Source organism: Nonomuraea roseoviolacea subsp. carminata, from assembly GCF_024172185.1.
Classification (GTDB): Bacteria; Actinomycetota; Actinomycetes; order Streptosporangiales; family Streptosporangiaceae; genus Nonomuraea; species Nonomuraea roseoviolacea.
In genome coordinates, this window is the sequence record NZ_JAMZEC010000001.1 from 1,872,584 (window position 1) to 1,898,045 (window position 25,462).

The 25,462-nt window shown below is 72.2% G+C and carries 22 protein-coding genes; 21 read left to right on the plus strand and 1 reads right to left on the minus strand.

From position 1 onward, the window contains the following. Positions 1-2 precede the first annotated feature (2 nt). The 17 genes from HD595_RS08475 (at position 3) to HD595_RS08555 (ending at position 20,623) form a co-directional block, all read left to right on the plus strand. Positions 3-1,244 (plus strand): IS701 family transposase, encoded by a 1,242-nt coding sequence (locus HD595_RS08475; protein ID WP_253781102.1) that lies wholly within the window; start codon positions 3-5, stop codon positions 1,242-1,244. A gap of 116 nt (positions 1,245-1,360) precedes the next feature. Continuing rightward, positions 1,361-2,452 (plus strand): ABC transporter ATP-binding protein, encoded by a 1,092-nt coding sequence (locus HD595_RS08480; protein WP_253767265.1) that lies wholly within the window; start codon positions 1,361-1,363, stop codon positions 2,450-2,452. Next, on the plus strand, positions 2,445-3,536 hold the full coding sequence (locus HD595_RS08485) for an ABC transporter ATP-binding protein (RefSeq protein ID WP_253767267.1): 1,092 nt from the start codon (positions 2,445-2,447) through the stop codon (positions 3,534-3,536). Before HD595_RS08480 ends, HD595_RS08485 begins: the two co-directional genes overlap by 8 nt. Beyond that, positions 3,533-4,462, plus strand: coding sequence for a carbohydrate ABC transporter permease (locus HD595_RS08490; protein WP_253767269.1), 930 nt, complete (start codon positions 3,533-3,535; stop codon positions 4,460-4,462). The genes HD595_RS08485 and HD595_RS08490 overlap by 4 nt, the downstream gene beginning before the upstream one ends. A gap of 5 nt (positions 4,463-4,467) precedes the next feature. Next, positions 4,468-5,316, plus strand: a complete 849-nt coding sequence (locus HD595_RS08495) for a carbohydrate ABC transporter permease (RefSeq protein WP_253767271.1) — start codon at positions 4,468-4,470, stop codon at positions 5,314-5,316. Then, a complete protein-coding gene (locus HD595_RS08500) occupies positions 5,316-5,609 on the plus strand; it encodes a DUF2160 domain-containing protein (protein ID WP_253767273.1) in 294 nt (97 codons plus the stop codon). The genes HD595_RS08495 and HD595_RS08500 overlap by 1 nt, the downstream gene beginning before the upstream one ends. A gap of 14 nt (positions 5,610-5,623) precedes the next feature. Continuing rightward, a complete protein-coding gene (locus HD595_RS08505) occupies positions 5,624-7,399 on the plus strand; it encodes an ABC transporter substrate-binding protein (RefSeq protein ID WP_253767275.1) in 1,776 nt (591 codons plus the stop codon). A 104-nt stretch (positions 7,400-7,503) separates the two neighbouring features. After that, a complete protein-coding gene (gene recD2, locus HD595_RS08510) occupies positions 7,504-9,669 on the plus strand; it encodes an SF1B family DNA helicase RecD2 (RefSeq protein WP_253767277.1) in 2,166 nt (721 codons plus the stop codon). An 84-nt stretch (positions 9,670-9,753) separates the two neighbouring features. Beyond that, positions 9,754-11,919 carry a heparinase II/III domain-containing protein gene (locus HD595_RS08515; protein ID WP_253767279.1) on the plus strand — a complete coding sequence of 722 codons (2,166 nt, stop codon included), beginning with the start codon at positions 9,754-9,756 and terminating at the stop codon, positions 11,917-11,919. Beyond that, the gene (locus tag HD595_RS08520; RefSeq protein ID WP_253767281.1) at positions 11,916-13,313 is read left to right on the plus strand and encodes a substrate-binding domain-containing protein; all 1,398 of its coding nucleotides are present in this window, start codon (positions 11,916-11,918) and stop codon (positions 13,311-13,313) included. Before HD595_RS08515 ends, HD595_RS08520 begins: the two co-directional genes overlap by 4 nt. Before the next feature lie 126 nt (positions 13,314-13,439). Next, positions 13,440-14,447: a hydroxyacid dehydrogenase gene (locus tag HD595_RS08525; RefSeq protein WP_253767283.1), complete on the plus strand. Its 1,008-nt coding sequence runs from the start codon at positions 13,440-13,442 to the stop codon at positions 14,445-14,447. Between the two features lie 39 nt (positions 14,448-14,486). Further along, positions 14,487-15,791 carry an extracellular solute-binding protein gene (locus HD595_RS08530; RefSeq protein ID WP_253767286.1) on the plus strand — a complete coding sequence of 435 codons (1,305 nt, stop codon included), beginning with the start codon at positions 14,487-14,489 and terminating at the stop codon, positions 15,789-15,791. A gap of 47 nt (positions 15,792-15,838) precedes the next feature. Then, positions 15,839-16,768 (plus strand): carbohydrate ABC transporter permease, encoded by a 930-nt coding sequence (locus HD595_RS08535; protein ID WP_253767288.1) that lies wholly within the window; start codon positions 15,839-15,841, stop codon positions 16,766-16,768. Then, positions 16,765-17,586 carry a carbohydrate ABC transporter permease gene (locus HD595_RS08540; protein ID WP_253767290.1) on the plus strand — a complete coding sequence of 274 codons (822 nt, stop codon included), beginning with the start codon at positions 16,765-16,767 and terminating at the stop codon, positions 17,584-17,586. The genes HD595_RS08535 and HD595_RS08540 overlap by 4 nt, the downstream gene beginning before the upstream one ends. Continuing rightward, entirely contained in the window at positions 17,583-18,317 is a 735-nt protein-coding gene (locus HD595_RS08545) for a hypothetical protein (protein ID WP_253767292.1), read from the plus strand. The genes HD595_RS08540 and HD595_RS08545 overlap by 4 nt, the downstream gene beginning before the upstream one ends. Before the next feature lie 120 nt (positions 18,318-18,437). Beyond that, positions 18,438-19,883 carry an MFS transporter gene (locus tag HD595_RS08550; protein ID WP_253767294.1) on the plus strand — a complete coding sequence of 482 codons (1,446 nt, stop codon included), beginning with the start codon at positions 18,438-18,440 and terminating at the stop codon, positions 19,881-19,883. Positions 19,884-19,963: 80 nt separating this feature from the next. Continuing rightward, a complete protein-coding gene (locus HD595_RS08555; RefSeq protein WP_253767297.1) occupies positions 19,964-20,623 on the plus strand; it encodes a DUF4396 domain-containing protein in 660 nt (219 codons plus the stop codon). A 54-nt stretch (positions 20,624-20,677) separates the two neighbouring features. Here the strand turns inward: HD595_RS08555 and HD595_RS08560 are convergent, their stop codons facing one another. Continuing rightward, positions 20,678-21,820: an RNA-guided endonuclease InsQ/TnpB family protein gene (locus HD595_RS08560; RefSeq protein WP_253767299.1), complete on the minus strand. Its 1,143-nt coding sequence runs from the start codon at positions 21,818-21,820 to the stop codon at positions 20,678-20,680. A gap of 240 nt (positions 21,821-22,060) precedes the next feature. Here HD595_RS08560 and HD595_RS08565 point away from each other — a divergent pair, with 240 nt between their 5' ends. From HD595_RS08565 to HD595_RS08580, 4 genes are all read left to right on the plus strand, one after another. After that, positions 22,061-23,290, plus strand: a complete 1,230-nt coding sequence (locus tag HD595_RS08565; protein WP_253767301.1) for an alpha/beta hydrolase family protein — start codon at positions 22,061-22,063, stop codon at positions 23,288-23,290. Positions 23,291-23,506: 216 nt separating this feature from the next. Then, positions 23,507-23,875, plus strand: a complete 369-nt coding sequence (locus tag HD595_RS08570) for an STAS domain-containing protein (RefSeq protein WP_253767303.1) — start codon at positions 23,507-23,509, stop codon at positions 23,873-23,875. Positions 23,876-23,926: 51 nt separating this feature from the next. Beyond that, a complete protein-coding gene (locus HD595_RS08575) occupies positions 23,927-24,337 on the plus strand; it encodes an ArsR/SmtB family transcription factor (protein WP_253767305.1) in 411 nt (136 codons plus the stop codon). A gap of 93 nt (positions 24,338-24,430) precedes the next feature. After that, on the plus strand, positions 24,431-25,459 hold the full coding sequence (locus HD595_RS08580) for a cation diffusion facilitator family transporter (protein WP_253767307.1): 1,029 nt from the start codon (positions 24,431-24,433) through the stop codon (positions 25,457-25,459). Positions 25,460-25,462 lie beyond the last annotated feature (3 nt).

Here is a 25,462-nt window from a genome sequence, read left to right on the forward strand (position 1 = left end):
TGATGGGCCGTATCGCGGGACGGTTCGTCCGGGTGGAACCACGGCGCCGGGCACGGGCGTTCATGCTCGGCTTGTTGTCGGACCTGCCGCGCAAGAACTGCTGGACGCTCGCCGAGCATGCCGGGGACGCGACCCCGCACGGTCTGCAGCATCTGCTGTCGAGGGCCAAGTGGGACGCCGACGCAGTACGCGACGACCTGCGCGGCTTCGTCGTCGAGCAACTGCACGACGACGCGGCAGTCCTGGTCGTCGACGAGACCGGTGATCTCAAGAAGGGCACTGCCACGGTGGGCGTGCAGCGCCAGTACACCGGCACCGCCGGACGCATCGAGAACAGTCAGGTCGCTGTCTATCTCGCCTACTCCACCCGGCGGGGCCATGCAGCGATCGACCGGGAGCTGTATGTCCCGCGCTCCTGGACCGAGGACACGGCCCGTTGCCGGGCTGCCGGGATACCCGACACCGTCGGCTTCACGACGAAACCCGCACTCGCCGCCCGCATGATCGGCCGCGCGCTGGACGCCGGTGTCCCCGCTTCCTGGGTGGCCGGCGATGAGGTCTATGGAGGCAATCCGCACCTGCGAACCGAGCTGGAGAGACGCGAGATCGGCTACGTACTCGCCGTCGCCCGTGACCACCAGATCACCACCCGCGCGGGCAAGTTCCGCGCTGACGCCCTGGTCAAGAAGCTGCCGAAGAGGGCTTGGCAGAAACTCTCGGCCGGTGCCGGCGCCGGTGCCAAGGGCCACCGCTTTTACGACTGGGTCCTGGCCGACATCGCCGACGACCGGCCCGGCCACCACCAGCTGCTCGTCCGCCGCAACCGGCGCACCGGCGAACTCGCCTTCTACCGCTGTTACTCAGCTATCCAGGTTCCGCTGTCCACCCTGGTGCAGGTTGCCGGACGCAGATGGACGATCGAGGAGACCTTCCAGTCCGGCAAGGGCTTGGCCGGACTGGACGAACACCAGGTCAGACGCTGGACGTCCTGGCACCGCTGGGTCACCCTGGCGATGCTCGCACACGCCTTCCTCACCGTCGTCCGCGCCGACGAACACGCCCGCCACCCCAGGCCGGACGGACTGATACCGCTCACCTGCAACGAGATCCAGCGCCTGTTCATCGCGCTCGTCGTCCGACGCGTCCACGACGCGGCCCACCAACTCGACTGGTCCCACTGGCGACGCCGCCACCAGGCCCGATCCCAGGCCAGCCACTACCAGCGACGAGCCACTCAGGCATGAAGATCGCGATCTACAGCTGGAGTACTAGGCAGGCCCAAGCGGCTCATGTTAGATGGAGGGACATTCACCCGACTCTCGCAGCAACCGATTCGGCTCCGGCAGAGAGGACCGGGCACATGGCGCTGACCCTCGACGGCGTCTGCGTACGGAGACGCGGAGAGGTCTGGCTCGACGGCATCGACCTCGAGTTACCGAGCGGGATGACGACGCTGCTCGGCCCGATGACGGCCGGCAAGACCACCCTGATGCGGGTGGCCGCCGGCCTCCTGCCGCCCGACTCGGGGCGGGTGGTCGTCAACGGCCGGGACGTCACGGGGCTGTCGGTCCGCAGGCGCTCCGTCGCCTTCGTCTACCAGCAGTTCGTCAACTATCCCTCCCTCACCGTCCACGAGAACATCGCCTCCCCCCTGCGCCTGGACCGCTCGTTCCCCAAGCGGGACGTCGACCGGCGGGTGCGCGAGGTGGCCGAGCTGATGGGCATCGCCGAGCTGCTGGGGCGGCGGCCGGCCGAGCTGTCGGGCGGCCAGCAGCAGCGCACCGCGATCGCCCGCGCGCTGGCCCGCCCCGTCGACCTGCTGCTGCTCGACGAGCCGCTGGCCAACCTCGACTTCAAGCTGCGCGAGCAGCTCCGCTCCGACCTGAAGAGCATGTTCAGGCAGTCGCCCGGCCTGGTCCTGTACGCGACGTCCGACCCGGCCGAGGCGCTGGCGTTCGCGGCGCCGGCCGTGGTCCTCGGCGAGGGCCGGGTGCTGGAGACCGGCGAGGTCGCCGCCCTCTACGCGCACCCGCCCACCCTGGCCGTGGCCGCCGCGCTCAGCGACCCGCCGCTCAACCTGCTGCCGGGCACCGTGCGGGAGGGCCGGGTGGAGGTCCTGGGCGCCTCGTTCCCGGCGCCGCGCGCGCACGCCTCCGGCCGTGACGTCGTGCTGGCCGTCCGGCCCCACCACGTGTCGATCGACCCGGCCGGGGACGGCGCGCTGGAGTTCCCGGCGGAGGTCCGGCTGGCCGAGGTGACGGGCAGCGTCACGTTCGTCCACCTGCTGCTGCCGGGCGACCGGCACCTGGTGGCCCAGCTCGACGGGCCGCGCGCCTTCACCCCCGGCGACCGGGCGACGGCGTACGTGGACCCGGCGCACGCCTTCCTGTTCGACGAGTCGGGCGGGCGGCTGCTCGCCGAGTCCGCCGCGGAGGTCGACCTGCATGGCTGACATCCGCCTGGAGGACGTGGGGCACAGCTACGACGGCGGGCGGACGTGGGCCGTGCGCCCGATGACCTGGACCTGGCGCTCCGGCCGGGCGTACGCGCTGCTCGGACCCAGCGGCTGCGGCAAGACGACGCTGCTCAACATCATGTCGGGCCTCATCACGCCGACGACCGGCCGCGTCTGGTTCGGCGAGCGCGAGGTGACCTCGGTCCCGACCGCGGGGCGCAACATCGCGCAGGTCTTCCAGTTCCCGGTGCTGTACGAGGAGATGTCGGTCTACGACAACCTCGCCTTCCCGCTGCGCAACCGGCGCTACCCGAAGGACGAGGTGGACCGGCGGGTGCGCGCGGTGTCGCGGATGCTCGGCCTGGACGCCCACCTGGGACGCCGCTCGCGGCGGCTGGACCCCGGCCGGCAGCAGATCGTCAGCCTGGGCCGCGGCCTGGTGCGCTCGGACGTGGCGGCCGTGCTGCTGGACGAGCCGCTGACCGTGGTGGACCCGGCCGTCAGGTGGACGCTGCGCAGCACGCTGAAGGAGATCCACCGCGACACCGGCCACACGCTGGTCTACGTCACCCACGACCAGACCGAGGCGCTGACGTTCGCCGACGAGGTGGTCGTGCTCAAGGACGGGGCGATCGTGCAGGCCGGTGAGCCGGCGGAGCTGTTCCTGTCGCCCGCGCACGAGTTCGTCGGCCACTTCATCGGCTCGCCCGGCATGAACACGCTGCCCGGAGAGGTCGCGGACGGCCTGGTCCGGGTGGGCGGGCAGGTGGTCGGGCGCGTGGACGAGCCGCTGCCGCCGGGGCCGGTGCGCGTCGGGGTGCGGCCCGAGTTCGCCCGGCTCGGCGACGGGCCGGGCTCGCCGGGGCTGCCCGCCGAGGTGACCGGCGTGGACCGGATGGGCGCCTACGACCTGGTCCACGTGCGGGCCGCGGGGCATCCGCTGGTGGCCAGGGCCGAGGCGGGCTCGCCGTACGAGCCGGGCGCGGCCGGGTTCGTCCGCTTCACCACCGGCCGGGTCTTCCTGTTCCGCGACGCGGTCCGCTGCGGGCAGGTCGTCCCCCTGAACGGGAGGGCTGGATGACGCTCACCGAACCGGTCAAGGACCCCGTCGCGGCGGCGGCCGACGAGCCGGACCGGCGGCCCGAGGCCAAGCCGAAGGACAACCGGGCCTGGCTGCTCGTGCTGCCCGTCGTCGTCTGCGTGACGTTCACCGCGCTGATCCCGCTCATGACGGTCGTCAACTACTCCGTGCAGGACATCTTCAGCCCCAGCGACCGGATCTTCGTCGGGCTGGAGTGGTTCCGCTCGGTGACGCGCGACCCCGAGGTGCGCGGCGCGTTCCTGCGGACGCTGCTGTTCTCGGCGCAGGTGCTGCTGATCGAGATCCCGCTCGGGGTGGCGATCGCCGTCGCGATGCCGCGCCGCGGCTGGACGGTGTCGGCGGCGCTGGTGGTCGTCGCGCTGCCGCTGCTCATCCCGTGGAACGTCGTGGGCACGATCTGGCAGATCTTCGCCCGGGGCGACATCGGGCTCGGCGGCTGGGCGATCAACCAGGTGCCGGGCGTGGACTTCAACTACACGCTGGACTCGACGGACGCCTGGATCACGGTGCTCGTCATGGACGTGTGGCACTGGACGCCGCTGGTGGCGCTGCTGGCGTACGCGGCGCTGCGCTCGATCCCGGAGCCGTACTTCCAGGCGGCGCAGATCGACGGCGCGTCGGCGTGGGCGACGTTCCGCCGCATCCAGCTCCCCCGGCTGCGCGGGGTGCTGACGATCGCGATCCTGCTGCGGTTCATGGACAGCTTCATGATCTACACGGAGCCGTTCGTGGTGACCGGCGGCGGGCCGGGCAACGCCACGTCGTTCCTCAGCGTCCTGCTGTCGAAGATCGCCGTCGGGCAGTTCGACCTCGGGCCCGCGGGCGCGTTCTCGCTGCTCTACTTCCTCATCGTGCAGATCGTCTCGTACGTCTTCTTCACCGTGCTGACCCGGAGCGGAAGGTGAGCGGCATGACCGCAGGCCCGGCGGCGCCCGCCGTGGCGCGGCGGGCGGGGCGGCAGCTCCCGTGGGCCAGGACCGTCTTCTGGCTCTACGCCGCCACGCTGATGCTGCCGCTGCTGTGGATGTTCGGCATGTCGATCCGCCCGAACGAGGACATCCTCGGCGGCTTCTCGATCGTCCCGCAGCGGGCGACGCTGGACAACTACGCCACCTTCTTCGGCGACCCGTCGTGGTACTCCAGCTACCTCAACTCGATCGTGTACACGTCACTCAACGCGGTCATGTCGCTCGTCGTGGCGATCCCGGCGGCGTACGCGTTCTCCAGGTTCAGGTTCGCCGGGGACCGGCACCTGTTCTTCTGGCTGCTGACCAACCGGATGGCGCCGCCGGCCGTGTTCCTGCTGCCGTTCTTCCAGATCTACCAGAGCGTCGGCCTGTTCGACACGCACCTCGGCGTCGCCATCGCGCACATGCTGTTCAACGTGCCGCTGGCCGTGTGGATCCTCGAAGGGTTCATGTCCGGCATCCCGCGCGAGATAGACGAGACGGCCGCCATCGACGGCTACTCGCTGCCGCGCTTCTTCGTGCGGATCTTCCTGCCGATGATCCGCTCCGCGATCGGCGTCACCGCGTTCTTCTGCTTCATGTTCAGCTGGGTCGAGCTGCTGATCGCCCGGACCATCACCTCCGTGAACGCCAAGCCGATAGCCGCCACCATGACCCGCACGGTCAGCGCCGCGGGCGTCGACTGGGGACTCCTCGCGGCCGCCGGCGTGCTGACGATCATCCCGGGGGCCGTGGTCATCTGGTTCGTCCGCAACTACGTGGCCAAGGGCTTCGCGCTGGGGAGGGTCTGATGGGTCCGCGTCCCGCCGTGCTGGAGTGGATGGTCTGGACGGCGCCCACCGCGCTGGTGTTCGCCGGCCTGGGCGCGCTGCTGTGCGTCATGGCGGTGTGGGCGAAGCTGTCGCCGCCGGTGGCGCGGCGGGGCTTCCTGCGCATCGAGACCGACCGCGGCGACCGGCTGTACATCGGGCTCATCAGCGCGGCCGTCGTGCTCGCGGGCTGGATCGCCGTCACGGACCTGTCGATGTGGCTCGCGCTGGGGTGCGCGCTGCTGGTGGCGGTGGTCATCGGGATATGGGGTTGAGAGAGAGGACGGACATGCCGTTACCGCTCCACACCAGAGTCACCCGGAGGAGGACGGCCGCCGCCGTGGCCGCGCTCGTCCTGTTCGCCGCGGCCTGCTCGCAGGGTGACGGTCCGCGCAGGAGCGACTGGACCGAGGCCGGCGGCAAGGCGGCGGCGCAGAAGTGGGTCACGCAGGAGTTCACGCCGAGCACGCTGTCCAAGAGCCAGCAGCTCGCCGAGATGGACTGGTTCATGAAGGCCGCCGCGCCGTACCGCGGCATGGAGATCAACGTGGTGTCGGAGACGATCACCACGCACGAGTACGAGTCGCGGCAGCTCGCCAAGGCGTTCGCCGAGATCACCGGGATCAGGGTCAAGCACGACCTGATCCAGGAGGGCGACGTCATCGAGAAGCTGCAGACCCAGATCCAGGGCAACCAGAACATCTACGACGCCTACGTCAACGACTCCGACCTCATCGGCACCCACTCGCGCGGCACCTACGTCTTCCCGCTGTCCGACTACATGGCCGGCGAGGGCAAGGACGTCACCTCCCCCACGCTCGACCTCGACGACTTCATCGGCATCAGCTTCACCACCGGCCCGGACAAGAAGATCTACCAGCTCCCCGACCAGCAGTTCGCGAACCTCTACTGGTTCCGCTACGACTGGTTCACCGACCCGAAGATCAAGAAGCAGTTCAAGGACGCCTACGGGTACGACCTCGGCGTGCCGGTCAACTGGGCGGCCTACGAGGACATCGCCGACTTCTTCACCAACAAGGTCAACGGCAACGGCACGATCGACGGCAAGAAGGTCTACGGCCACATGGACTACGGCCGCAAGGACCCCTCGCTCGGCTGGCGGTTCACCGACGCGTGGCTGTCCATGGCCGGCAACGGCGACCCCGGCATCCCGAACGGCCTGCCCGTGGACGACTGGGGCATCCGGGTGGAGAACTGCCGGCCCGTCGGCTCGTCCGTCACGCGCGGCGGCGACACCAACGGCCCGGCGTCGGTCTACGCGCTGGCCAAGTACGTGGAGTGGCTGAAGAAGTACGCGCCCAAGGAGGCGGCCGGCCGCAACTTCAGCGAGGCCGGGCCCGTGCCCGCGCAGGGGAACATCGCCCAGCAGATCTTCTGGTACACCACCTTCACCGCCGACATGACCAAGCCGGGCCTGCCCGTCGTGAACGCCGACGGCACCCCCAAGTGGCGCATCGCGCCGAGCCCGCACGGCGTGTACTGGAAGGAGGGCAACAAGCTGGGCTACCAGGACGCCGGCTCGTGGACCCTGCTCCGCAACACCCCGAAGGAGCGCCGCGCCGCCGCCTGGCTGTACGCGCAGTTCGTCACGTCCAAGTCGGTGTCGCTGAAGAAGTCCATCGCCGGCCTGACGTTCATCCGCGACAGCGACATCCGCAGCGACTACTTCAAGCGGAACGCCGCCAAGTACGGCGGGCTGATCGAGTTCTACCGCTCGCCGGCGCGCAAGCAGTGGACCCCGACCGGCACCAACGTGCCCGACTACCCGAAGCTGGCGCAGCTCTGGTGGCAGAACGTGGCCACCGCCGTCACCGGCGAGACCACGCCCCAGCAGTCGATGGACAACCTGGCCAGGCAGCAGGACGAGATCCTGTCCCGGCTGGAGCGGCGCGGCTACGGCGGGAACTGCGCGCCCAGGCTCAATCCCGAGCGGCCCGCCCAGTACTGGCTCGACCAGCCCGGCGCCCCGGCGCCGAAGCTGGCCGACGAGCGGGGCAAGCCCGAGACCGTCGACTACGACAAGCTCATCGCCCAGTGGAACTAGGTCCTGCCCGTTCTGTCGGCCCGCTCTTCTAAGCTGGCGAGGCCGTACAGGATGATGGGATCTTCGCCGTGGACGCCTCGGTCACTGTGGATGGCGCTGCCGCCGTGAACGGCTCGGCCGCCGTGAACGCTCCGGTCGCCGTGGACGCCTCGGTCGAGCAGCTCGTCCACGTCCGCGACGACGGCTACACCGTCGCCCGCATGAGCACCGACCCGGGGCCGGGCCCGGTCGCGTCGAGCTTCGTCGCGACCGGGCGGGCGCTGGCCGGCGTCCAGCCGGGCGAGACGCTCCGGCTGGCCGGCGCGTGGGGCGAGCACGAGCGCCACGGCCACCGGTTCCGGGTGACGGCGTGCGAGCGGATCGTCCCGTCCACGGTGCGGGCGATCCAGCTCTACCTCGGCTCGGGCCTGATCCGCGGCATCGGCCCGCGCCTGGCCCAGGCCATCGTCGGCCACTTCGGCGAGCACACCCTGACCGTCATCGACACCGCGCCGGAGCGCCTCACCGAGGTGCTCAACATCGGCCCGGCCCGTCAGAGCCAGATCGTCGAGGCGTGGCGCGAGCAGAAGGCGATCGCCGGGCTGATGGTCGTGCTCCAGGGCCACGGCGTCAGCCCGCTGCTCGCCGCCAAGATCTACCAGGTGTACGGCACGGACTCGGCCGACGTCCTCGCCTCCGACCCGTACCAGCTCATCGGCCGGGTCCGGGGCGTGGCCTTCCACACGGCCGACCGCATCGCGCTCCAGTCGGGGGTGCCACGCGAGAGCCCGCAGCGGATCAAGGCGGCGCTGCTCGACCGGCTGGAGAACGCCGCCGCCGGGGGCGGCCACTGCTACCTGTCCATGACGGCCCTCGTCGCCCAGAGCGCCGAGCTGGTCGAGCAGGACCCCGACCAGGTGCGCCCGATGGTCGACGCCCTGGCCGCCGAGCGGCGGGTGGTCGTCGAGGCCGGGCCCGACCAGGTCGTCGTGTACGCCAAGGAGCTGCACGCGCGCGAGGTCAAGCTGGCCGGCGAGCTGGGCCGGCTCTGGCAGGCCCGCTCGACGCTGCCCATGCGGCCGTTCACCGAGGACCCCGGGCTCCACGACGACCAGCGGGCGGCCGTCACGATGGCGCTGACCAGCACCGTGTCCGTCCTGACCGGCGGACCGGGCTGCGGCAAGAGCCACACGGTGCGGGTGATCGCCGCCACCGTGCGGGCGATGGGCGGCACGGTCACGCTGGCCGCGCCCACGGGCAAGGCCGCCAAGCGGCTGTCGGAGCTGACCGGCCTGCCCGCGATGACCGTCCACCGGATGCTGGCCCACCAGCCCGACCCCGACGCGCTGTTCGACCAGGCGCCGGCGCAGGCCGACCTCGTCGTGGTGGACGAGGCGTCCATGCTCGACCTGCACCTCGCGACCCGGCTGTGCTCGGCGATCCCCTCGGGCGGCCACCTGCTGCTCGTCGGCGACAGCGACCAGCTCCCCAGCATCGGGCCGGGCAGCGTGCTGGCCGACGTGCTGCGCGTGGAGGAGATCCCGCGCGTGCGGCTCACCCACGTCTTCCGCCAGGCCGAGGGCAGCGGCATCATCCGCGGCGCCCACCTCATCCGCGCCGGCGAGCTGCCCCCGCTGCCCGGGGGCGGCGGGTTCTGGTTCGAGGAGCTGGACGACCCGGCCGCCGTGGCCGAGCGCGTCGTCCACCTCGCGACGGTCGCGATCCCGCGCAAGCAGGGGGTCCGGCCCGACCAGGTGCAGGTGCTGTGCCCGATGCGCAAGGGCGCGGCCGGCACCGCCGAGCTGGGCCGCCTCATCCAGGACCGCCTCAACCCGGCCCGCGACGGCGCTCCCGAGCACTGGTCCGGCTCGTCGGTCTACCGGGTCGGCGACCGGGTCATGCCGATCCGCAACAACTACGACAAGGGCGTCTTCAACGGCGAGACCGGCACGGTCACCCGGCTGGTGCCGGAGGAGCGGCTGCTGGAGATCCGCATCGACGACGGCGACACGGTCACGTACGGCTTCGACGAGCTCGACGACCTGACCCACGCGTACGCGATCAGCGTCCACCGCTCGCAGGGCAGCGAGTACCCGTTCGTGGTGGCGCCCATCGTGGTCGAGGCGGGCGGCGTCATGCTGCGGCGGCGGCTGCTCTACACGCTGGTGACGCGGGCCCGGTCGTGGGTGGTGCTGGTGGGCGAACGCAAGGCGCTGGAGCTGGCCGTCCACCGGCTCGGCGGGCGCCGCAACACCGGCCTGCACCGGCGCCTGTCGCTGGCTGTCGGCTGACGCGCCCCTTCTGCCTTCCTTGCCGGGAAAGGTTCAGCTTCGATCACTTTCGATCGCTACGATGGGGCCCGGGCAAGGAGGACCATGACGAACACCGCGACCGGTCCGGAGCTCACGGAGCTCCCGGATCGCAAGGCCGGGCCGCTCCTGGCCGTCTGGGGCGAGGCCGCCACGGCCGGGGCGCTGGCGCGGGCGCTGCTGCCGCCCGACGCGGCGCTGCCGGTGCCGGGCTCCTGGGGCCGGCACCGGGACGGGCTCTGCGACGGGCTCTGGGACGGGCTCGGGCCGCACGCCGGGCGGGCGCTGCGGGCCGTACGGGAGCGGGCGGAGGCCGAGCGGGGCACGCCCTGGCCGCAGCCGCTGGCCTCGCAGTACACCCGCTACTTCCGCGACGGCAACCGCACGGCGTACGAGGCGCGGGTGTTCGAACGCCAGGACCGGCTCACCCGCGCGGTCCTCATGGCCCTCGCCACGTCCGGCGAGTCCGATGCGTCCGGCCTCGGCGACGGCGGCGAGACTTCGGGTGAGGCGGCCGGGCCGGGGGCAGCCGAGCCGGGGGCGGCCGGGCCGGGGGCGGCCGGGCCGGGGGCGGGCGGGCCGGGGGCGGGCGAGCGGTGGCTGGACGAGGTGGCCGACGGCATGCTGCTGCTCTGCGAGCAGACCACCTGGTGCTGGCCTGCGCACGAGGACACCTGCCGGCCGGGCGGTCCCGTGCTGCCCGACACCGCCGCCCCGCACCTCGACCTGGGCGCGGCCGACGTCGCCGCGCAGCTCGCCTGGGCCGACCACGTGCTCGGCGACCGGCTCGACGCCCGCTACCCCGGCCTGCGCGAGCGGGTCCGGCGGGAGGCGCGGGCGCGGGTGCTGCGTCCGTTCACGGAGCGGCGCGACTGGCACTGGCTCGGCCTCGACGGCGATGTCCACAACTGGTGCCCCTGGATCTGCGGCAATGTCCTGGTGGCGGCGCTCCGGCTGGGCGAGCCGGGCGAGGAGCGGGCGTCCCAGGTGGCGTGGGCTCTGGAGGGCCTCGACCGCTACCTGGCCGCCCTGCCGGAGGACGGCTCGATCGACGAGGGGTACGAATACTGGTGGAACGGGGCGTGCCGGGCGCTGGAGGCCCTGGACGTCCTGGAGCACGCGACCTCCGGGGCGCTGGCCGCGGCCGACGTGCCGGTGGTGCGGGCGACGCTCCGCTTCCCGCACCATATGTGGCTCGGCGGCCCCTGGTACCTGAACCTCGCCGACGCGCGGGCCCGCCCGCCCGCCGACCAGCCGTGGCACGTGCCGTACCGGTGGGGGCGGCGGCTCGGCGAGGCGGACGCGGCGCGGCACGCCCGCTCGCGGCGCGCCGGCGGGATCGCGGTGACCGCCGAGCTGGGCAGGGCGCTGCGGGAGCTGGCCGACGCGGAATGGTGGGCGGCCGACGCGGGTGACGCGACCAAGGACGCCCTGGCAGACTCAGGAGTGAAGAGCGTGGAGGCCCCGGCGGACACGGGGGCGCAGGCCGTGGAGGCGCCGGCTGTCGCGGCCGTGTGGTTCCCCGGTACGCAGGTGGGCGTCGCGCGCGAGGTCGCCGGCAGCGCGCGCGGGCTCACGCTCGCGGTCAAGGGCGGCCACAACGGCGAGCACCACAACCACAACGACGTCGGCTCCGTCGTCGTCGCCGTGGACGGCGTGCCGGCGCTGGTGGACGCCGGGCGGCCCACGTACACCGCGCAGACCTTCGGCCCCGGCCGGTACGCGATCTGGACCATGCAGAGCACCTGGCACAACGTCCCCGAGATCCGGGGCACGGCCCAGGGGCAGGGACCCGCGTTCCGGGCCCGCGACGTCAAGGTCGCCGACGAGCCCGGACGCTTCGAGGCCCGCATGGACCTGGCCGCCGCCTACCCCGTGCCCGGACTGGAGCGCTGGTGGCGCGTCGCCCGCCTCGACCGCCGCGCGGCGGTCGTGACCGTCGAGGACACCTGGACCTTCGCCGCCGACGGGCAGCCGAGCGTGCTGCACCACCTGCTGGCGGGCGAGGTCGAACAGCACGACGACGGGCGGCTCGTCGTACGGCCGCCGGACGGCGCGCGGGCCGCGCTCGTCACCTGGGACCCGGCGCGCGCCACGGCCGCCCTCACCGTCCGCACGCTGGAGGATCCGATGCTCTCGGAGGTGTGGGGCGAGCGCCTGACCCGGCTGGAGCTGCGGCTCCCGGGCACGGCGCGCGGCTCCTTCGAACTCCGGGTGGAGGTGCACCCATGACCGCCCACGACCACCCGCACCCCAGTGCCCCGAGCGCTCCCCCTTCCCGCGGGCCGGACGACCCGGCGGCCGGCGAGGGGCACGCGCAGGCGGTGGAGCCGCTGCCCGACGAGCAGGGGGCTCAGGTGGTGGCGCTGCTGCCCGACGAGCAGGGGGCTCAGGTGGTGGAGCTGCTGCCCGACGAGCGGCGGGCCCAGGTCGTGGAGCTGCTGCGCAGGCGCGGGGTCGTCCGCGTGAACGAGCTGGCGGCCGAGCTGGACGTCTCGGTCATCACGGTCCGCCGCGACATCGCGCTGCTGTCGTCCCAGGGACTGCTGCGGCGCGTACGCGGCGGGGCCGTGCTGCACGGGAGCGCGGTGGCCGACACGCTGGCGGGAGTCACCCCCCAGGGGACGCCGCCGGCCCCCGAGCCCGGCCAGGAGGCGGGGGCCGCCTCGGTCCGGTCCGTCACGGGGCCGGGCGCGGTCCCCGGGGAGGCGGCGCCGACGACAGTGCCCGGTGGGCAGGTCGGCGGGCCGGATCAGGAGCAGGCGCGGGCCACGGTCGGCATGGTGGTGCCGTCGCTCGACTACTACTGGCCCGACGTGATCCGCGGCGCCCGCGAGGCGGCGGCCGCGTCCGGGGCGCGGCTCGTCCTGCGCGGCGCCACCTACCAGGCGGCGGACGAGCGCCGCCAGCTCTCGCGGCTGGTCGGGACCGCCGGGGTGGACGGCCTGCTGGTGGCCCCGACGACGACCGGCGACGAGGGCGAGGAGCTGGTGCGCTGGCTCCAGGGCGCGGGCGTGCCGGTGGTGCTGGTCGAGCGCGCCGCCACCGTGGGCCCGCACCGGGAGGCGATGGAGTCGGTGGTGAGCGACCACGTGTTCGGGGCGGCGATGGCCGTGCGGCACCTGGCCACGCTCGGCCACCGGCGGGTCGGCGTGCTCACCACGACGCAGAGCCCCACGACCCCGCACGTGCGGCGCGGGTGGCGGCAGGCGTGCGGGGAGCTGGGCCTGCCCCTCGACGGCACGCCCGACCTGACGACCGTCGACCAGCGCGACCCCGGCTGGCCGGAGGCGCTCGACGCGGTCCTCGACGCGTGCGTCGCCTCGGGCACGACCGCGCTGCTCGTCCACTCCGATCCCGAGGCGATCCGCCTGGTGGAACGCTGCCAGGAGCGCGGCATCCGGGTTCCCGGCGACCTGTCGGTGGTGACGTACGACGACGAGGTGGCCGAGCTGTGCGACCCGCCGCTGACGGCGGTCCGGCCGCCCAAGGCGGCGATCGGGCGGGCGGCGTACCGGCTGCTGGCGGAGCGCCTGGCGGACGAGGACCCGCAGCGGCCGACGCACCGGGTCGTGATCGAGCCCCGCCTGATCGTGCGCGCCTCCTCGGCGCCCCCTCAGCCCTGACGGCACAGAAACGATCAATATCGGACCGATAACTCTGATCGTTCTGATTAATGAGCTCTTGACGCGATCGTAACGATCAGCCAGGATCGGCGCACTGGTAAGCGCTTGCCGCCGAAGGGAACCCGAGTGAGACGGCCACCGGCCCTGCTGGTCATGGACCCCGCCACGTTCAGCACGCTGTTCGAGGAGCCACAGCTCCGCCGGCTGCGTGAGCTCGCCGAGCTGGGCGACCCCCTCGTGACCGACGACCTCGACACCCCCGAGGCGCGGCGGCGGCTGCGCGAGGTCGAGGTGCTCGTCACCTCCTGGGGCTGCCCCCGGCTGACCGAGGAGCGGCTGGCCGGCGCGCCGGGCCTGCGGGCGATCTTCCACTGCGCCGGCACCGTACGCACGTTCGTCACCGACGAGGTGTGGCGGCGCGGGATCCTGGTGACCAACGCCGCGGACGAGAACGCGATCCCGGTCGCCGAGTTCACGCTGGCCGCGATCATCTTCGCCGGGAAGAAGGCCCCGTTCCTCGCCCAGGACGCCCGGCGCCACCGCGCCGACTGGTCCTTCGCGACCAGCCGCGGCGAGCTGAGCAACCGGGGCCGCACCATCGGCGTCGTCGGCTACTCCCGCGTGGGCCGCCGGGTCGTCGAGCGGCTGCGCGACCTGGAGGTGGACGTCCTCGTCGCCGACCCGTACGCCGACTCCGGCGAGGTGGCGGCGGCGGGCGCCCGCCTGGTCGAGCTGCCGGAGCTGCTGCGCCGCAGCGACGTGCTCACCCTGCACGTCCCCGCGCTGCCGTCCACCCGGCACCTGATCGGCGCCGCGGAGCTGGCGATGCTGCGCGACGGCGCGACCGTCATCAACACCGCGCGCGGCTCCGTCCTCGACACGGCCGCGCTGGAGCGCGAGTGCGTGAGCGGGCGGCTGGACGCGATGCTCGACGTCACCGACCCCGAGCCGCTGCCGGCCGACTCACCCCTGTACGACCTGCCCAACGTCATGATCACCCCCCACATCGCCGGGTCACTCGGATCGGAGACCCGGCGGATGAGTGAGAGCGCGCTCGACGAGCTCGACCGCTACCTGCACGGCCGGCCGCCCCGCGCGGCCGTCACCGCCGACGAGTTCAGGGTCAGCGCCTGAGTCCCGCGACCGGCTCGACGGAAAGGAGACCGGATCACCATGATCTCTTCTGACAGCTCGGCGAGCGCCGCGGGGCGCCGCCCGTTCCTCAGGACCCTGGCCGCGGTGGCGGCGCTCTCGCTGGCGGCGACGGCCTGCGGCGGTTCCAAGGACGACGCCGGCGGCGACGGCGGTGACGTCACCCTGTCGGTCACCGTCTGGAACATGGGCAAGACACCCGAGTTCAAGGCCCTGTTCGACGCGTTCGAGGCGGCCAACCCCGGCATCAAGGTGCGGCCGGTGGACATCCTCGCCGACGACTACGCCGACAAGGTCACCACGATGCTCGCCGGCGGCGACGACACCGACGTCATCACCATGAAGAACGTCACCGACTACTCCCGCTACTCCAGCCGCGGCCAGCTCACCGAGGTCACCGACCTGGCCAAGGGGCCCGACGCGGCCCGGCTCGCCGGCCTGGACGCCTTCGACGTCGGCGGCAGGTACTACGCGCTGCCGTACCGGCAGGACTTCTGGCTGCTCTACTACAACAAGAAGCTGTTCGACCAGGCGGGCGTCACATACCCCGGCACGATGACCTGGGACGAGTACGTCCAGCTGACGCAGCGGCTCACCAAGGACGCGGGCGGCAAGAAGGTCTACGGCACCTACCAGCACACCTGGCGGTCGGTGGTGCAGGCGATCGCGGCGGCGCAGACCGGCGGCGACCAGCTCGGCGGCGACTACTCCTTCTTCGCCGACCAGTACGCCGTGGCGCTCGGCCTGCAGAAGTCCGGGGCGGCCCTCGACTTCGGCACCGCGAGCGCGCAGAAGTCCGACTACAAGACGATGTTCGAGACCGGCGCGACCGCCATGCTGCCCATGGGCACCTGGTACATCGCCAACCTGCTGAGCGGCAGGGCCGAGGGCAAGATCGACGTGGACTGGGCCATCGCGCCGATGCCGCAGCGCCCCGGGGCGACGGGCGTGACGACGTTCGGCTCGCCGACCGCGTTCGCCGTCAACAAGAAGGCCGAGCACGCCGCGGCGGCCAAGAAGTTCGTGCAGTTCGCGGCGGGCAAGGCCGGGGCCGAGGCGCTGAGCGGAATCGGTGTGGTGCCGGCGTTCAAGAGCCCCGAGATCACCGAGGCGTACTTCAAGCTCAAGGGCATGCCCGCGGACGAGACGTCGAAGAAGGCGTTCGAGCCCGACAAGGTCGTGCTGGAGATGCCCGTCAGCGACAAGACCTCCGACGTGGACACCATCCTCAAGGAGGAGCACGAGCTGATCATGGTCGGGGAGAAGTCGGCCGCCGACGGCATCCGGTCGATGAGCGAGCGGGTCAAGAGCGAGGTCCTCAACTAGCGACCCGCACCCCCCGCCACCCGTATCAGAGCTCGCAAAGGACGCCCATGGCTCAGGTGATCACACGACCGGCGCCGGCCGCGCCGCGGACCCGGCCCCGCGGGCGGCGGGCCTGGCGCGACATCCTCGTCGGCTGGAGCTTCATCCTCCCGAACTTCGCCGGCTTCCTGCTGTTCACGATCATCCCGATGCTGACGGCGTTCGCGCTGGCGTTCCTGAAGTGGGACTCCTACGGCGACCCGGAATGGGTGGGGCTGGACAACTTCGCGCGCATGCTGCGCGACGAGAACGTCCACGTCGCCCTGCGCAACACGCTGTTCTACGCGGCCGGCCACATCCCGCTCACGCTGGCCGCCGCGCTCGGCCTGGCCATCGCGCTGAACCGGAAGCTGCGCGGGGTGCCGTTCTTCCGCACCGCGGCGTTCTTCCCGTACATCACGTCGCTGGTCGCGGTGGCGGTCGTGTGGAACATGCTGTTCAACCCGACCGCCGGGCCGGTCAACCAGGTGCTGGAGGCGATCGGCGTGTCCGAGCCGCCGCGCTGGGTGGCCAGCAGGGACTGGGCGATGCCCGCCGTCGTCATCACCAGCGTGTGGCGGGACATGGGGTACTACATGGTGCTCTACCTCGCCGGTCTCCAGACGATCCCGAAGGAGTACTACGAGGCGGCACGCGTGGACGGCGCGAACGCCTGGCAGCGGTTCTGGAGCATCACGGTGCCGTCGCTGCGGCCCACGACGTTCTTCGTCGCGGTCATGCTGACGATCCAGAGTTTCAAGGTGCTCGACCTGATCGTCGTCATGACCGACGGCGGGCCCGGCCGCAGCACGCTCGTCCTGGCCCAGCTCGTCTACCGCGAGGGCATCACCGAGGGGCGGTTCGGCTACTCGTCGGCGATCGCGCTCGTGCTCTTCCTGATCGTGCTGACCGTGACGGTCGTCCAGTTCCGCATCAACGAACGGAGGAGCGCCTCATGACCGCGCTGGTGCGGCGGGTGCTGGCGTACGCGGCGCTGACCGCGATGGCGGCGCTGGTGCTCGTGCCGTTCGCGTGGATGCTGTCGTCGTCGCTCAAGCGCGACAACGAGGTCTTCACCGTGCCGATCCAGTGGATACCGAACGAGCTGCGCTGGTCGAACTTCGTCGACATCTGGGAGCGCATCCCGCTGCTCACCTACCTGGGCAACTCGGCGTTCCTGTCGGTGACGATCACGGTGCTCCAGGTGCTCAGCGGCAGCTTCGCCGCCTACGGCTTCGCCAAGGTGCGCTTCCCCGGACGCGACGCGCTCTTCCTGGCCTACATCGCCACCATCGCCGTGCCCTGGCAGGCGTACATGGTGCCGCAGTACATCATGATGCAGAAGGCCGACCTGACGAACACGCATCTGGCGATCATCCTGCTCCAGGCGTTCGGCGCGTTCGGCGTGTTCCTCATGCGGCAGTACTACCTGTCGATCCCGGACGAGCTGTGCGAGGCGGCGCGGATCGACGGGCTCAGCGAGTACGGCATCTACCGGCGGATCATGCTGCCGCTGTCCAAGCCGGCGCTGGCCAGCCTGGCGCTGCTCACGTTCGTCAACACCTGGAACGACTACATGGGGCCGTTCATCTATCTGACGGACAACGACCTGTGGACGGTGCAGCTCGGCCTGCGGTCCTTCATCGGCCAGTACGACGCCGAGTACGCGATGATGATGACCGGGGCGACGCTGTCGGTGCTGCCGATCCTGGCGGTGTTCCTGCTGGGGCAGCGCTACTTCATTCAGGGCATCGCGACGAGCGGGCTCAAGGGATGAGCGCGCGGAGCCTGCTGCGGCCCGCGCGGCAGGGCACGTACGAGAAGGTGTTCGCCGCCGCCTACACCTGCCTGGCGACCAACGCGATGCTCGCCGTCGCCTGCGCCCCGCTGCTCGCGGCCCTCGCGCTGGTGCGCGACCCGCTGGCCTCGTGGCCGTTCTTCGCCGCGCTGTCGCTGGTGTGCGCGCCGGCGCTGGCCGGGGCGTTCCGCTGCTTCGCCGCGCTCGGCTCGGGCTCCCCGTCCGTGGTGCGGACGTTCTGGGCCGGCTACCGGAGCGCGGCCCGCCCGGCCCTCGCCGTGTGGGCGGCGGGCGCGGCGGCCGTGAGCGTGCTGGTCGTGGACGGGGCCGTGGTGGCGCGCACGGCCTGGGGTCCGGCGCTGGTGCCCTTCTTCGCCACGGCCGTGGTGCTCGTGGTCGCCACGGTGGTCGCCCTGATCGCGCTGCTCGCCGAGCCGGGCGGCTGTGTTCCGGGTGGTTCCGCGCGTCCGGGCCGCGGCGGGGCGGAGCCGGCGAGGCTGCGGGCGCTGGTGCGGCCGTGCCTGTACCTGGTGGTGCGCCGCTGGTACCTGGCCGCCGCGAACACCGTGGTGCTCGCCCTGGCCGTGGGGGTCGTGCTGGCCAGGCCGGTGCCGGGCCTGCTGCTGGCGTGCGCGCCGCTGCTGTACGCGGTGTGGGCCACCACCCGGTTCGCCCTCGCCCCGATGACCTCGCGGGGCGCCATCACCTGAACCACCTCGCCGTGAGCCCCCGGAGGTTCCTCTCCGGGGGCTCACGTGTGTCCGGGATGTGCCGTACGGGGGTATGGTCTCCTATAACTCGTACATCAGTGTTCAAGTTAAGGAGATCTCGTGAGCCACGGACATGTCGCGCCCCCGCGCGGGATGCGGGCCACCGGCGGATGGGCCGCGCTGGCCCTGCTCTGCCTGGCGCAGTTCATGCTCATCGTCGACATCACGGTCGTGCAGGTGGCCCTGCCGAGCATCGGGGCCGACCTCGGCCTCGGCCGCGAGGCGCTCACCTGGGTCGTCACGACGTACACGCTCTGCTTCGGCGGCCTCATGGTCCTGGGCGGACGGCTCGCGGACGCGCTCGGCGCGCGCCGGACGCTGCTCGCCGGACTGGCCGTCTTCACGCTCGCCTCGCTGGTCGCGGGGATCGCGGCGGACGGCGCCACGCTCATCGCCGGCCGCGCGCTCCAGGGCGTGGGAGCGGCGCTGATGTCGCCGTCGGCGCTCGCCGTCATCACCGGCGCCTTCCACGGCGACCGGCGCGGGCGGGCGCTCGGGGTGTGGGCGGCCATCGGCGGCTCCGGCGCCGCGGCGGGCGTCCTGCTCGGCGGGCTGCTGACGGCCGGGCCGGGCTGGACGTGGGTGTTCTACGTGAACGTGCCGATCGGCGTGCTCGTGCTCGCCGCCCTGCCGGCCGTCGTGCCCGCTCCCGAGCGGACCGCTCACGGCGGACGGGCGGGGATCGACGTGCCCGGGGCCGCGGCCGTGACGCTGGCCACCGGGCTGCTCATCTACGGTCTGGTCGGCGCGGGCGACGCGGGCTGGACCTCCACGCGCACCCTGCTGCCCCTGGCCGGCTCCGCCGTCCTCTACGCCGTGTTCGTGCTGATCGAGCGGACCGCGCGGGAGCCGCTCATGCGGGTCGCGACGCTGACCCGCCGCCCGGTGCTGTCCGGCGTCTTCGTCATGCTCATGGCCACCGGCCTCATGCTCGGCCTGTTCTTCCTCAGCTCCCTCTACCTCCAGCACGTGCTGCGCATGAGCCCGCTGGCGACCGGCCTGCTGTTCCTGCCGGTCGCGGTCGCCATCACGGCCGGCGCGCAGCTCGGCGCGCACCTGATCGGCAGGGTCGGCGGGCGGCCCGTCGCCGTGGCGGCGTTCGCGCTCACCGCGCTCGGCGCGTGGCTGATGACGCGCATCGACCCGGGCGCGAGCGCCTGGACGACGCTGCTGCCGGGCTTCGTGGTGGCGGCGTTCGGCATCGGGCCCGCGTTCGTCACGGCCACGACGACGACCATGGCCAACGTCCCGAGCGGCGAGGCCGGTGTGGCGTCGGGCGTGGTCAACACCTTCCACGAGCTCGGCGGCTCGATCGGCGTCGCGGTCGTCTCGTCCGTCGCCGCGGCCGGCCTGGCTCCGGGGGCCGCCGGGATCGGCGGTTTCACCGGCGCGCTGACGGTGTGTGCGATCGCCGCGGCGGTCGCCGCCGTGGTCTCGCTCGGGCTGGTGCCGGGCGGGCGGCCGGCGGGGACGTTCGTGGGGCACGGACACGGGCACGGACACTGACGAGCGGCGTTCCCGGGGTCGCCGCATGACACATATACCCCCTATCCCTATGATGGCCGGGACGCAAGGAAGGCAGGACCATGGACAACCCCACCGGCCCCACCGGCCACCCGACCGGCCCGCACGGCGACCCCCACGGCCACCACACCACGCACGCCGACGGCCACACCGATCACCACGCCGGTCATGACGGTCACCACGCCGGTCACGCTGGTCACGCTGGTCATGCCGGTCACGCTGGTCATGCCGGTCACGGCAGTCACGGCGGCCACCACGCGGGCGCGCCCGCGGCGACGTGGCAGGCCGCCGCCCAGGCGACCCTGCACTGCCTGACCGGCTGCGCCATCGGCGAGGTGCTCGGCATGGTCATCGGCACCGCGGCCGGGCTGCACAACGCCGGCACCGTCGTGCTGTCCGTGGCGCTGGCGTTCGTCTTCGGGTACGCGCTCACCATGCGCGGCGTGATGCGCGCGGGCGTCGACTTCCGCTCGGCGCTCAAGGTGGCGCTGGCGGCCGACACGGTGTCCATCATCGTCATGGAGCTGCTGGACAACGCGGTGATGGTGCTCGTGCCCGGCGCCATGGACGCGGGCCTGACGAGCGGGCTGTTCTGGGCCTCGCTGGCCGGGTCGCTGGTGGTGGCGTTCCTGCTGACCACGCCTGTCAACCGGTGGCTCATCAGCCGGGGCAAGGGGCACGCCGTGGTCCACCAGTACCACCAGTCAGCCTCTCAACCGTGAACGATCGAGCTCGCAGCTCCTCGCCGTCGATGGCGTCGACGGCCGGGGTCCGCGTCAGGCAGCGTGACTCACTGCCCAGCCCGCCGCACCGCGTGAGGCGATGTTGCGGGCTGCGTTGACGTCGGCGTGCTCAGCGAAGCCGCACGACGTGCAGGTGAAGGTTTTCTGGTCGGGCCGGTTGTTCCGGTCCACACGTCCGCAGCGTGAGCATTGCTGGGAGGTGTAGGCCGCATCCACGTGGATGACGGCGACCCCGGCCCGGGCCGCCTTGTAGGCGATGAAGGCTCCCAGCTGGTGGAAGCTCCACGCGTGCAGCGTGACCCGCTGGGGCTTGCGAAGCCGTACCCGATCGCGGATGCCCTGGAGGTCTTCCAGAGCGATGCCGCGCCCGGTGCGTTCTGCCTCGGTCACGATCTGCTTGGCGATGCTGTGATTGATGTTCGCGGCGAAGCGGGCCTCCTTACGGCGGCGCCGTTTCAGCAGCCGCTTGGCCGACTTGGTGGCCTTGGCCTGCAGGCGGCGGCGCAGCTCACGATTGTGGCGCCGGATCGCGTTCACGTGCTTGCCGCTGTGCCGGACGCCCTCACTGGTGGTGGCGATGTTGGCGATACCGAGATCCACCCCGACAAACCCGCCCGGCGCGGTGACCGGCACGTCCGGTACCTCGACGGTGGCGTGCAGGAACCACATGCCGTCCCGCCACACGAGGTCGGACTCGCCCTTGCGGTGTTCGGCCAGCAGCGCGAGCTGTTGGGCTGAGCCGGTGAAGGCGATGCCGCGCAGCCGTCCGGCGGTCGTCCAGATCGACACTGTCCGGTCGGCGTGCTGCCAGGACAGGCATCGGTCGTCGTACGGCTGGGCGGCCTGGGGGCGGAAGGAGATCGGTTTGCTTTCGGCCTTGATGCGCCGCACGGATCCTGGCTTGCCGAGGTTCCCGGCGGCCAGGTTGGCGTGCAGGGTGCGGTAGGCGTCGCAGACCTTCTTAATCACGTGCTGTGCGGCCTGCGCGCCCAGCCCAAAGGCAGCCTTGACCTGCTCGTAGGTGTGCTTACGCAGGTCGAAGTTACGAAAACACCGCTGCTGGAAGGCGATGGCCGAGACGAAATCGGCGGCTCTGTTGACCGTGCGCAGCGTGGCCTCCAACGCCGCCGCCTGCTCCGGCGTCGGCAGAAGCCTCACCTGCGCCACCAGTCTCACAGCCGAACACACTATCGGCCGGCAAGATCGCCGGCGTCGGAATTGAGCCTTGATATGCGGCCACACCGCGGCCCCCTTGCGGGCGGCGGAGCCCACGCGTTGCGGGCCGGCGCCCATGGCGTCAGCCTTCCGACCAGGACCCTGCTCCTGCCGGCGGACTCCGCGTACGGCGGAAGTCGCAGGCGGGACCGGCCGTTCGACCGAAGCCCGCCCGCCCGCCGGATCGGGAGCATGGGCGCCATGAGAAGCACGATCACGCGCGCCGCCGGTCTGGCCGGCGGCGTCACCGCGAGCCTGCTCGCCCTCCTCACGACCGTGCCGGCCCGGGCCGAGACCACGAACGCGGCACGCACCAGTGCCACGGCGGCCTCGGCGGCCACGAGCACGGTGGCCACGAGCACGGCAGCCGCCAGCACGGTCGCCGCGAGCACGGTGCGGGCGGAGGCCGGGAGCATGGCGCTGCCCGCGCCGACCGGCCCTCGGCCGGTGGGGACCGTCAGCCTCCACCTCGTCGACCGCGGCCGCCCCGACCCCTGGGTGCCCACCGAGAAGGCCAGGGAGCTGATGGTCTCGCTGTGGTACCCCGCCGCGAAGGGCGGCGGCGCGACCGCCGCGTACATGACCGTCGAGGAGGCCAAGGCCCTGCTGGAGGGCCAGAAGGTCACCGGGACCCCGGCCGAGGCGGTCAGCGGCATCAGGACGCACGCCGTCACCGGGGCCCGGCCGGCCGGGCGCAGGGGGACGCTGCCTCTGGTGGTGCTCTCGCCCGGGTTCACGATGCCGCGCTCGTCGCTGACCGCGCTCGCGGAGGAGCTGGCCAGCCGGGGTTACGTGGTGGCCGGCATCGACCACGTCCACGAGTCGTTCGGCACGAGCCTGCCCGGCGGACGCTTCGCCGACTGCGCCGCCTGCGAGGAGCAGGAGAGCGACGGCTGGAAGTTCGGCGACAAGGCGATCAGGAGCCGGCAGGCGGACGTGTCGTTCGTGCTCGACCACCTGCTCGGGCGGCACCCGGCCTGGAAGGGCGCCCGGCTCGTCGACCGCTCGCGCGTCGGCATGGCCGGGCACTCGCTGGGCGGCGCGAGCGCGCCGTGGACGATGCTGAAGGACCCCCGGGTGCGGGCCGGGGTCAACATGGACGGCACCTTCTTCGTGCCCCTCCCCGAGCAGGGTCTGAAGCGGCCGTTCATGCTGATGGGCGCGGGCGAGGTGCACGAACCGGGCGGCGAGGACTTCACGTGGGACCGCGACTGGGCCCGCACGACGGGCTGGAAGCGCTGGATCACGCTGGAGGGCGGCGACCACGGCTCCTTCACCGACTACCCGCTGATGACCAAGCAGTCGGGCAGGGAGCCGGAGATCACCCGGGCCTACGTGGCCGCCTTCATGGACCGGAACCTGCGCGGGGAGGACGAGCCACTGCTGGACGGCCCTTCCGGAACCTTTCCCGAGATCAGGTTCTGGCACTGACGCCGCGTGACCAGGGCGACGCCGCCGACCTCGTACGGGCCGGTCGAGGGCGGCGTCGCCGAGACCAGGGCCGTCACCCGTCCGGTGCCGGCCCTGAAGCGGCTCAGGAGACGTGGGGCACGCGATGCGCGTAGTCTGGAACGGAAGCGGTGACTTGCTCGTGCTCGGCTGGAGCGCATAGGCGATTTCTTTCGCACCGTGGATCGGATTTCGATCGTGACAGCCCTGATCGTTCAGTCAGCGCACGACCAAGACCACACCGTCATCGCCCTGATCGGCGACCTCGACGCCCTGTCCGCCGCGCGCCTGGACGGCGCCGTCGAGGCGGCCCTGTACGACGGCCGCCGCCACCTCACCGTGGACGCCGCCGACCTGGTCTTCTGCGACTGCTCCGGCGTGGGGGCGCTGCTGCGGGCCCGGCGGGCCGTGACGGCTGTCCAGGGCACCATGACGCTCGCCAACGTGCACGGCGTCCTGCGGCGGATCCTCGACGTCACCCGCCTCGACGCCGCCTTCTCCGAGAAACACGACCTCGGCCTGCCGTCCTCCGTGCCGCCGGGAGCCGCCGTGGCGCAGGCGCTCTGAGGCGGGAGAGGGCGCTCGACGCCTGACATCCGCCCAGCTAGGCTCGGTCATATGAACAGTTCTTCACAGGAACAGGTGACCGCCCTGGAGGGCTGCGCCACCCGCGTGGTCGACGCCGACCGGGTGGCCGCCGTCAGCTCCCGCATGCCCGCCGAGACCGACCTCGTCGACACGGCCGACATCTTCGGCCTGCTCTCCGACCCCGGGCGGCTGCGGCTCCTGCTGGCGCTCCTCGACGGAGAGCTGTGCGTGTGCGACCTCTCGGTGGTGACCGGTCTGAGCGAGTCGGCCACCTCCCACGCGCTGCGCCTGCTGCGCGCGCACCGCGTCGTCGCCGTACGGCGGGCCGGCCGCATGGCCTACTACCGGCTGGACGACGCCCACGTCCGCATGCTGCTCGACCTCGCCCTGGCGCACACCGAGCACACCCAGGCCATCCACCCCGAACGCAGGGACTCCTGAACGCCCGTATTGACAGGCGAGCGGAGCGCGCCCATAAACTCAACATGTGAACAGTCATTCAGATGTTGCAGGTGGCGAGGAGGAGGCGAACCCATGACCGACCGCGAGCGGGGGCACGGACAGGGTCACGGACACGGGCAGGGTCACGGACACGGGCACGGGCATGCCGTCAGCGTGGCGAGCGACCGCCGCTACCTGACCGCCGCCCTGGCGCTGATCGTCGGGTTCATGGCGATCGAGGTGGTCATCGGCTTCGTCGCCGGTTCGCTGGCGCTGATCTCCGACGCCGGGCACATGCTCACCGACGCCATCGCCATCGTCTTCGCCCTCGTCGCGATGCGGATCGCGGCCCGGCCGCCGCAGGGCGGGTTCACGTACGGGCTGAAGCGCGCCGAGATCGTCTCGGCGCAGATCAACGGCGTGACGCTGCTGCTGCTGAGCGCCTACTTCATCGTCGAGAGCGTGCGCCGCTTCGCGAACCCGCCCGAGGTCGAGGGCCTGTACGTGGTGCTGACCGGCCTGGCCGGCATCGCGGTCAACCTGGCGGCCACCTGGCTGCTGGCCCGGGCCAACCGCAGCAGCCTCAACGTCGAGGGCGCCTACCAGCACATCCTGAACGACCTGTTCGCGTTCGTCGCCACGACCGTCGCCGGCGCCGTGGTGCTGTTCACCGGCTGGACCAGGGCCGACGCGGTGGCCGCCCTGGTCGTCGCCGCGCTCATGCTCAAGGCCGGGTGGGGGCTGGTGCGCGACTCGGCGCGGGTGTTCATGGAGGCGGCGCCCGTCGGCATGAACCCCGCCGAGATCGGCCGCGAGCTGGCCGCCCTGGACCACGTCGTCGAGGTGCACGACCTGCACATCTGGGAGGTGACCTCCAACTACCCGGCGATGTCGGCCCACGTGCTGGTCACGCCGGGCGACGACTGCCACGCCGTACGGCTGGCGGCCGAGCGGCTGGTCCACGACCGGTACGGGATCGAGCACACGACGCTGCAGGTGGACCACGCCCCGGCCGACGTGCTGACCATCGGCGAGCCGGACCGCCACTGCGCCGACTCCCACGGCCCGGCCCACCGCCCCGGCCCGCGCACCAGTCCGCGCCCCGGCGGCGTGCAGCGGTGACCG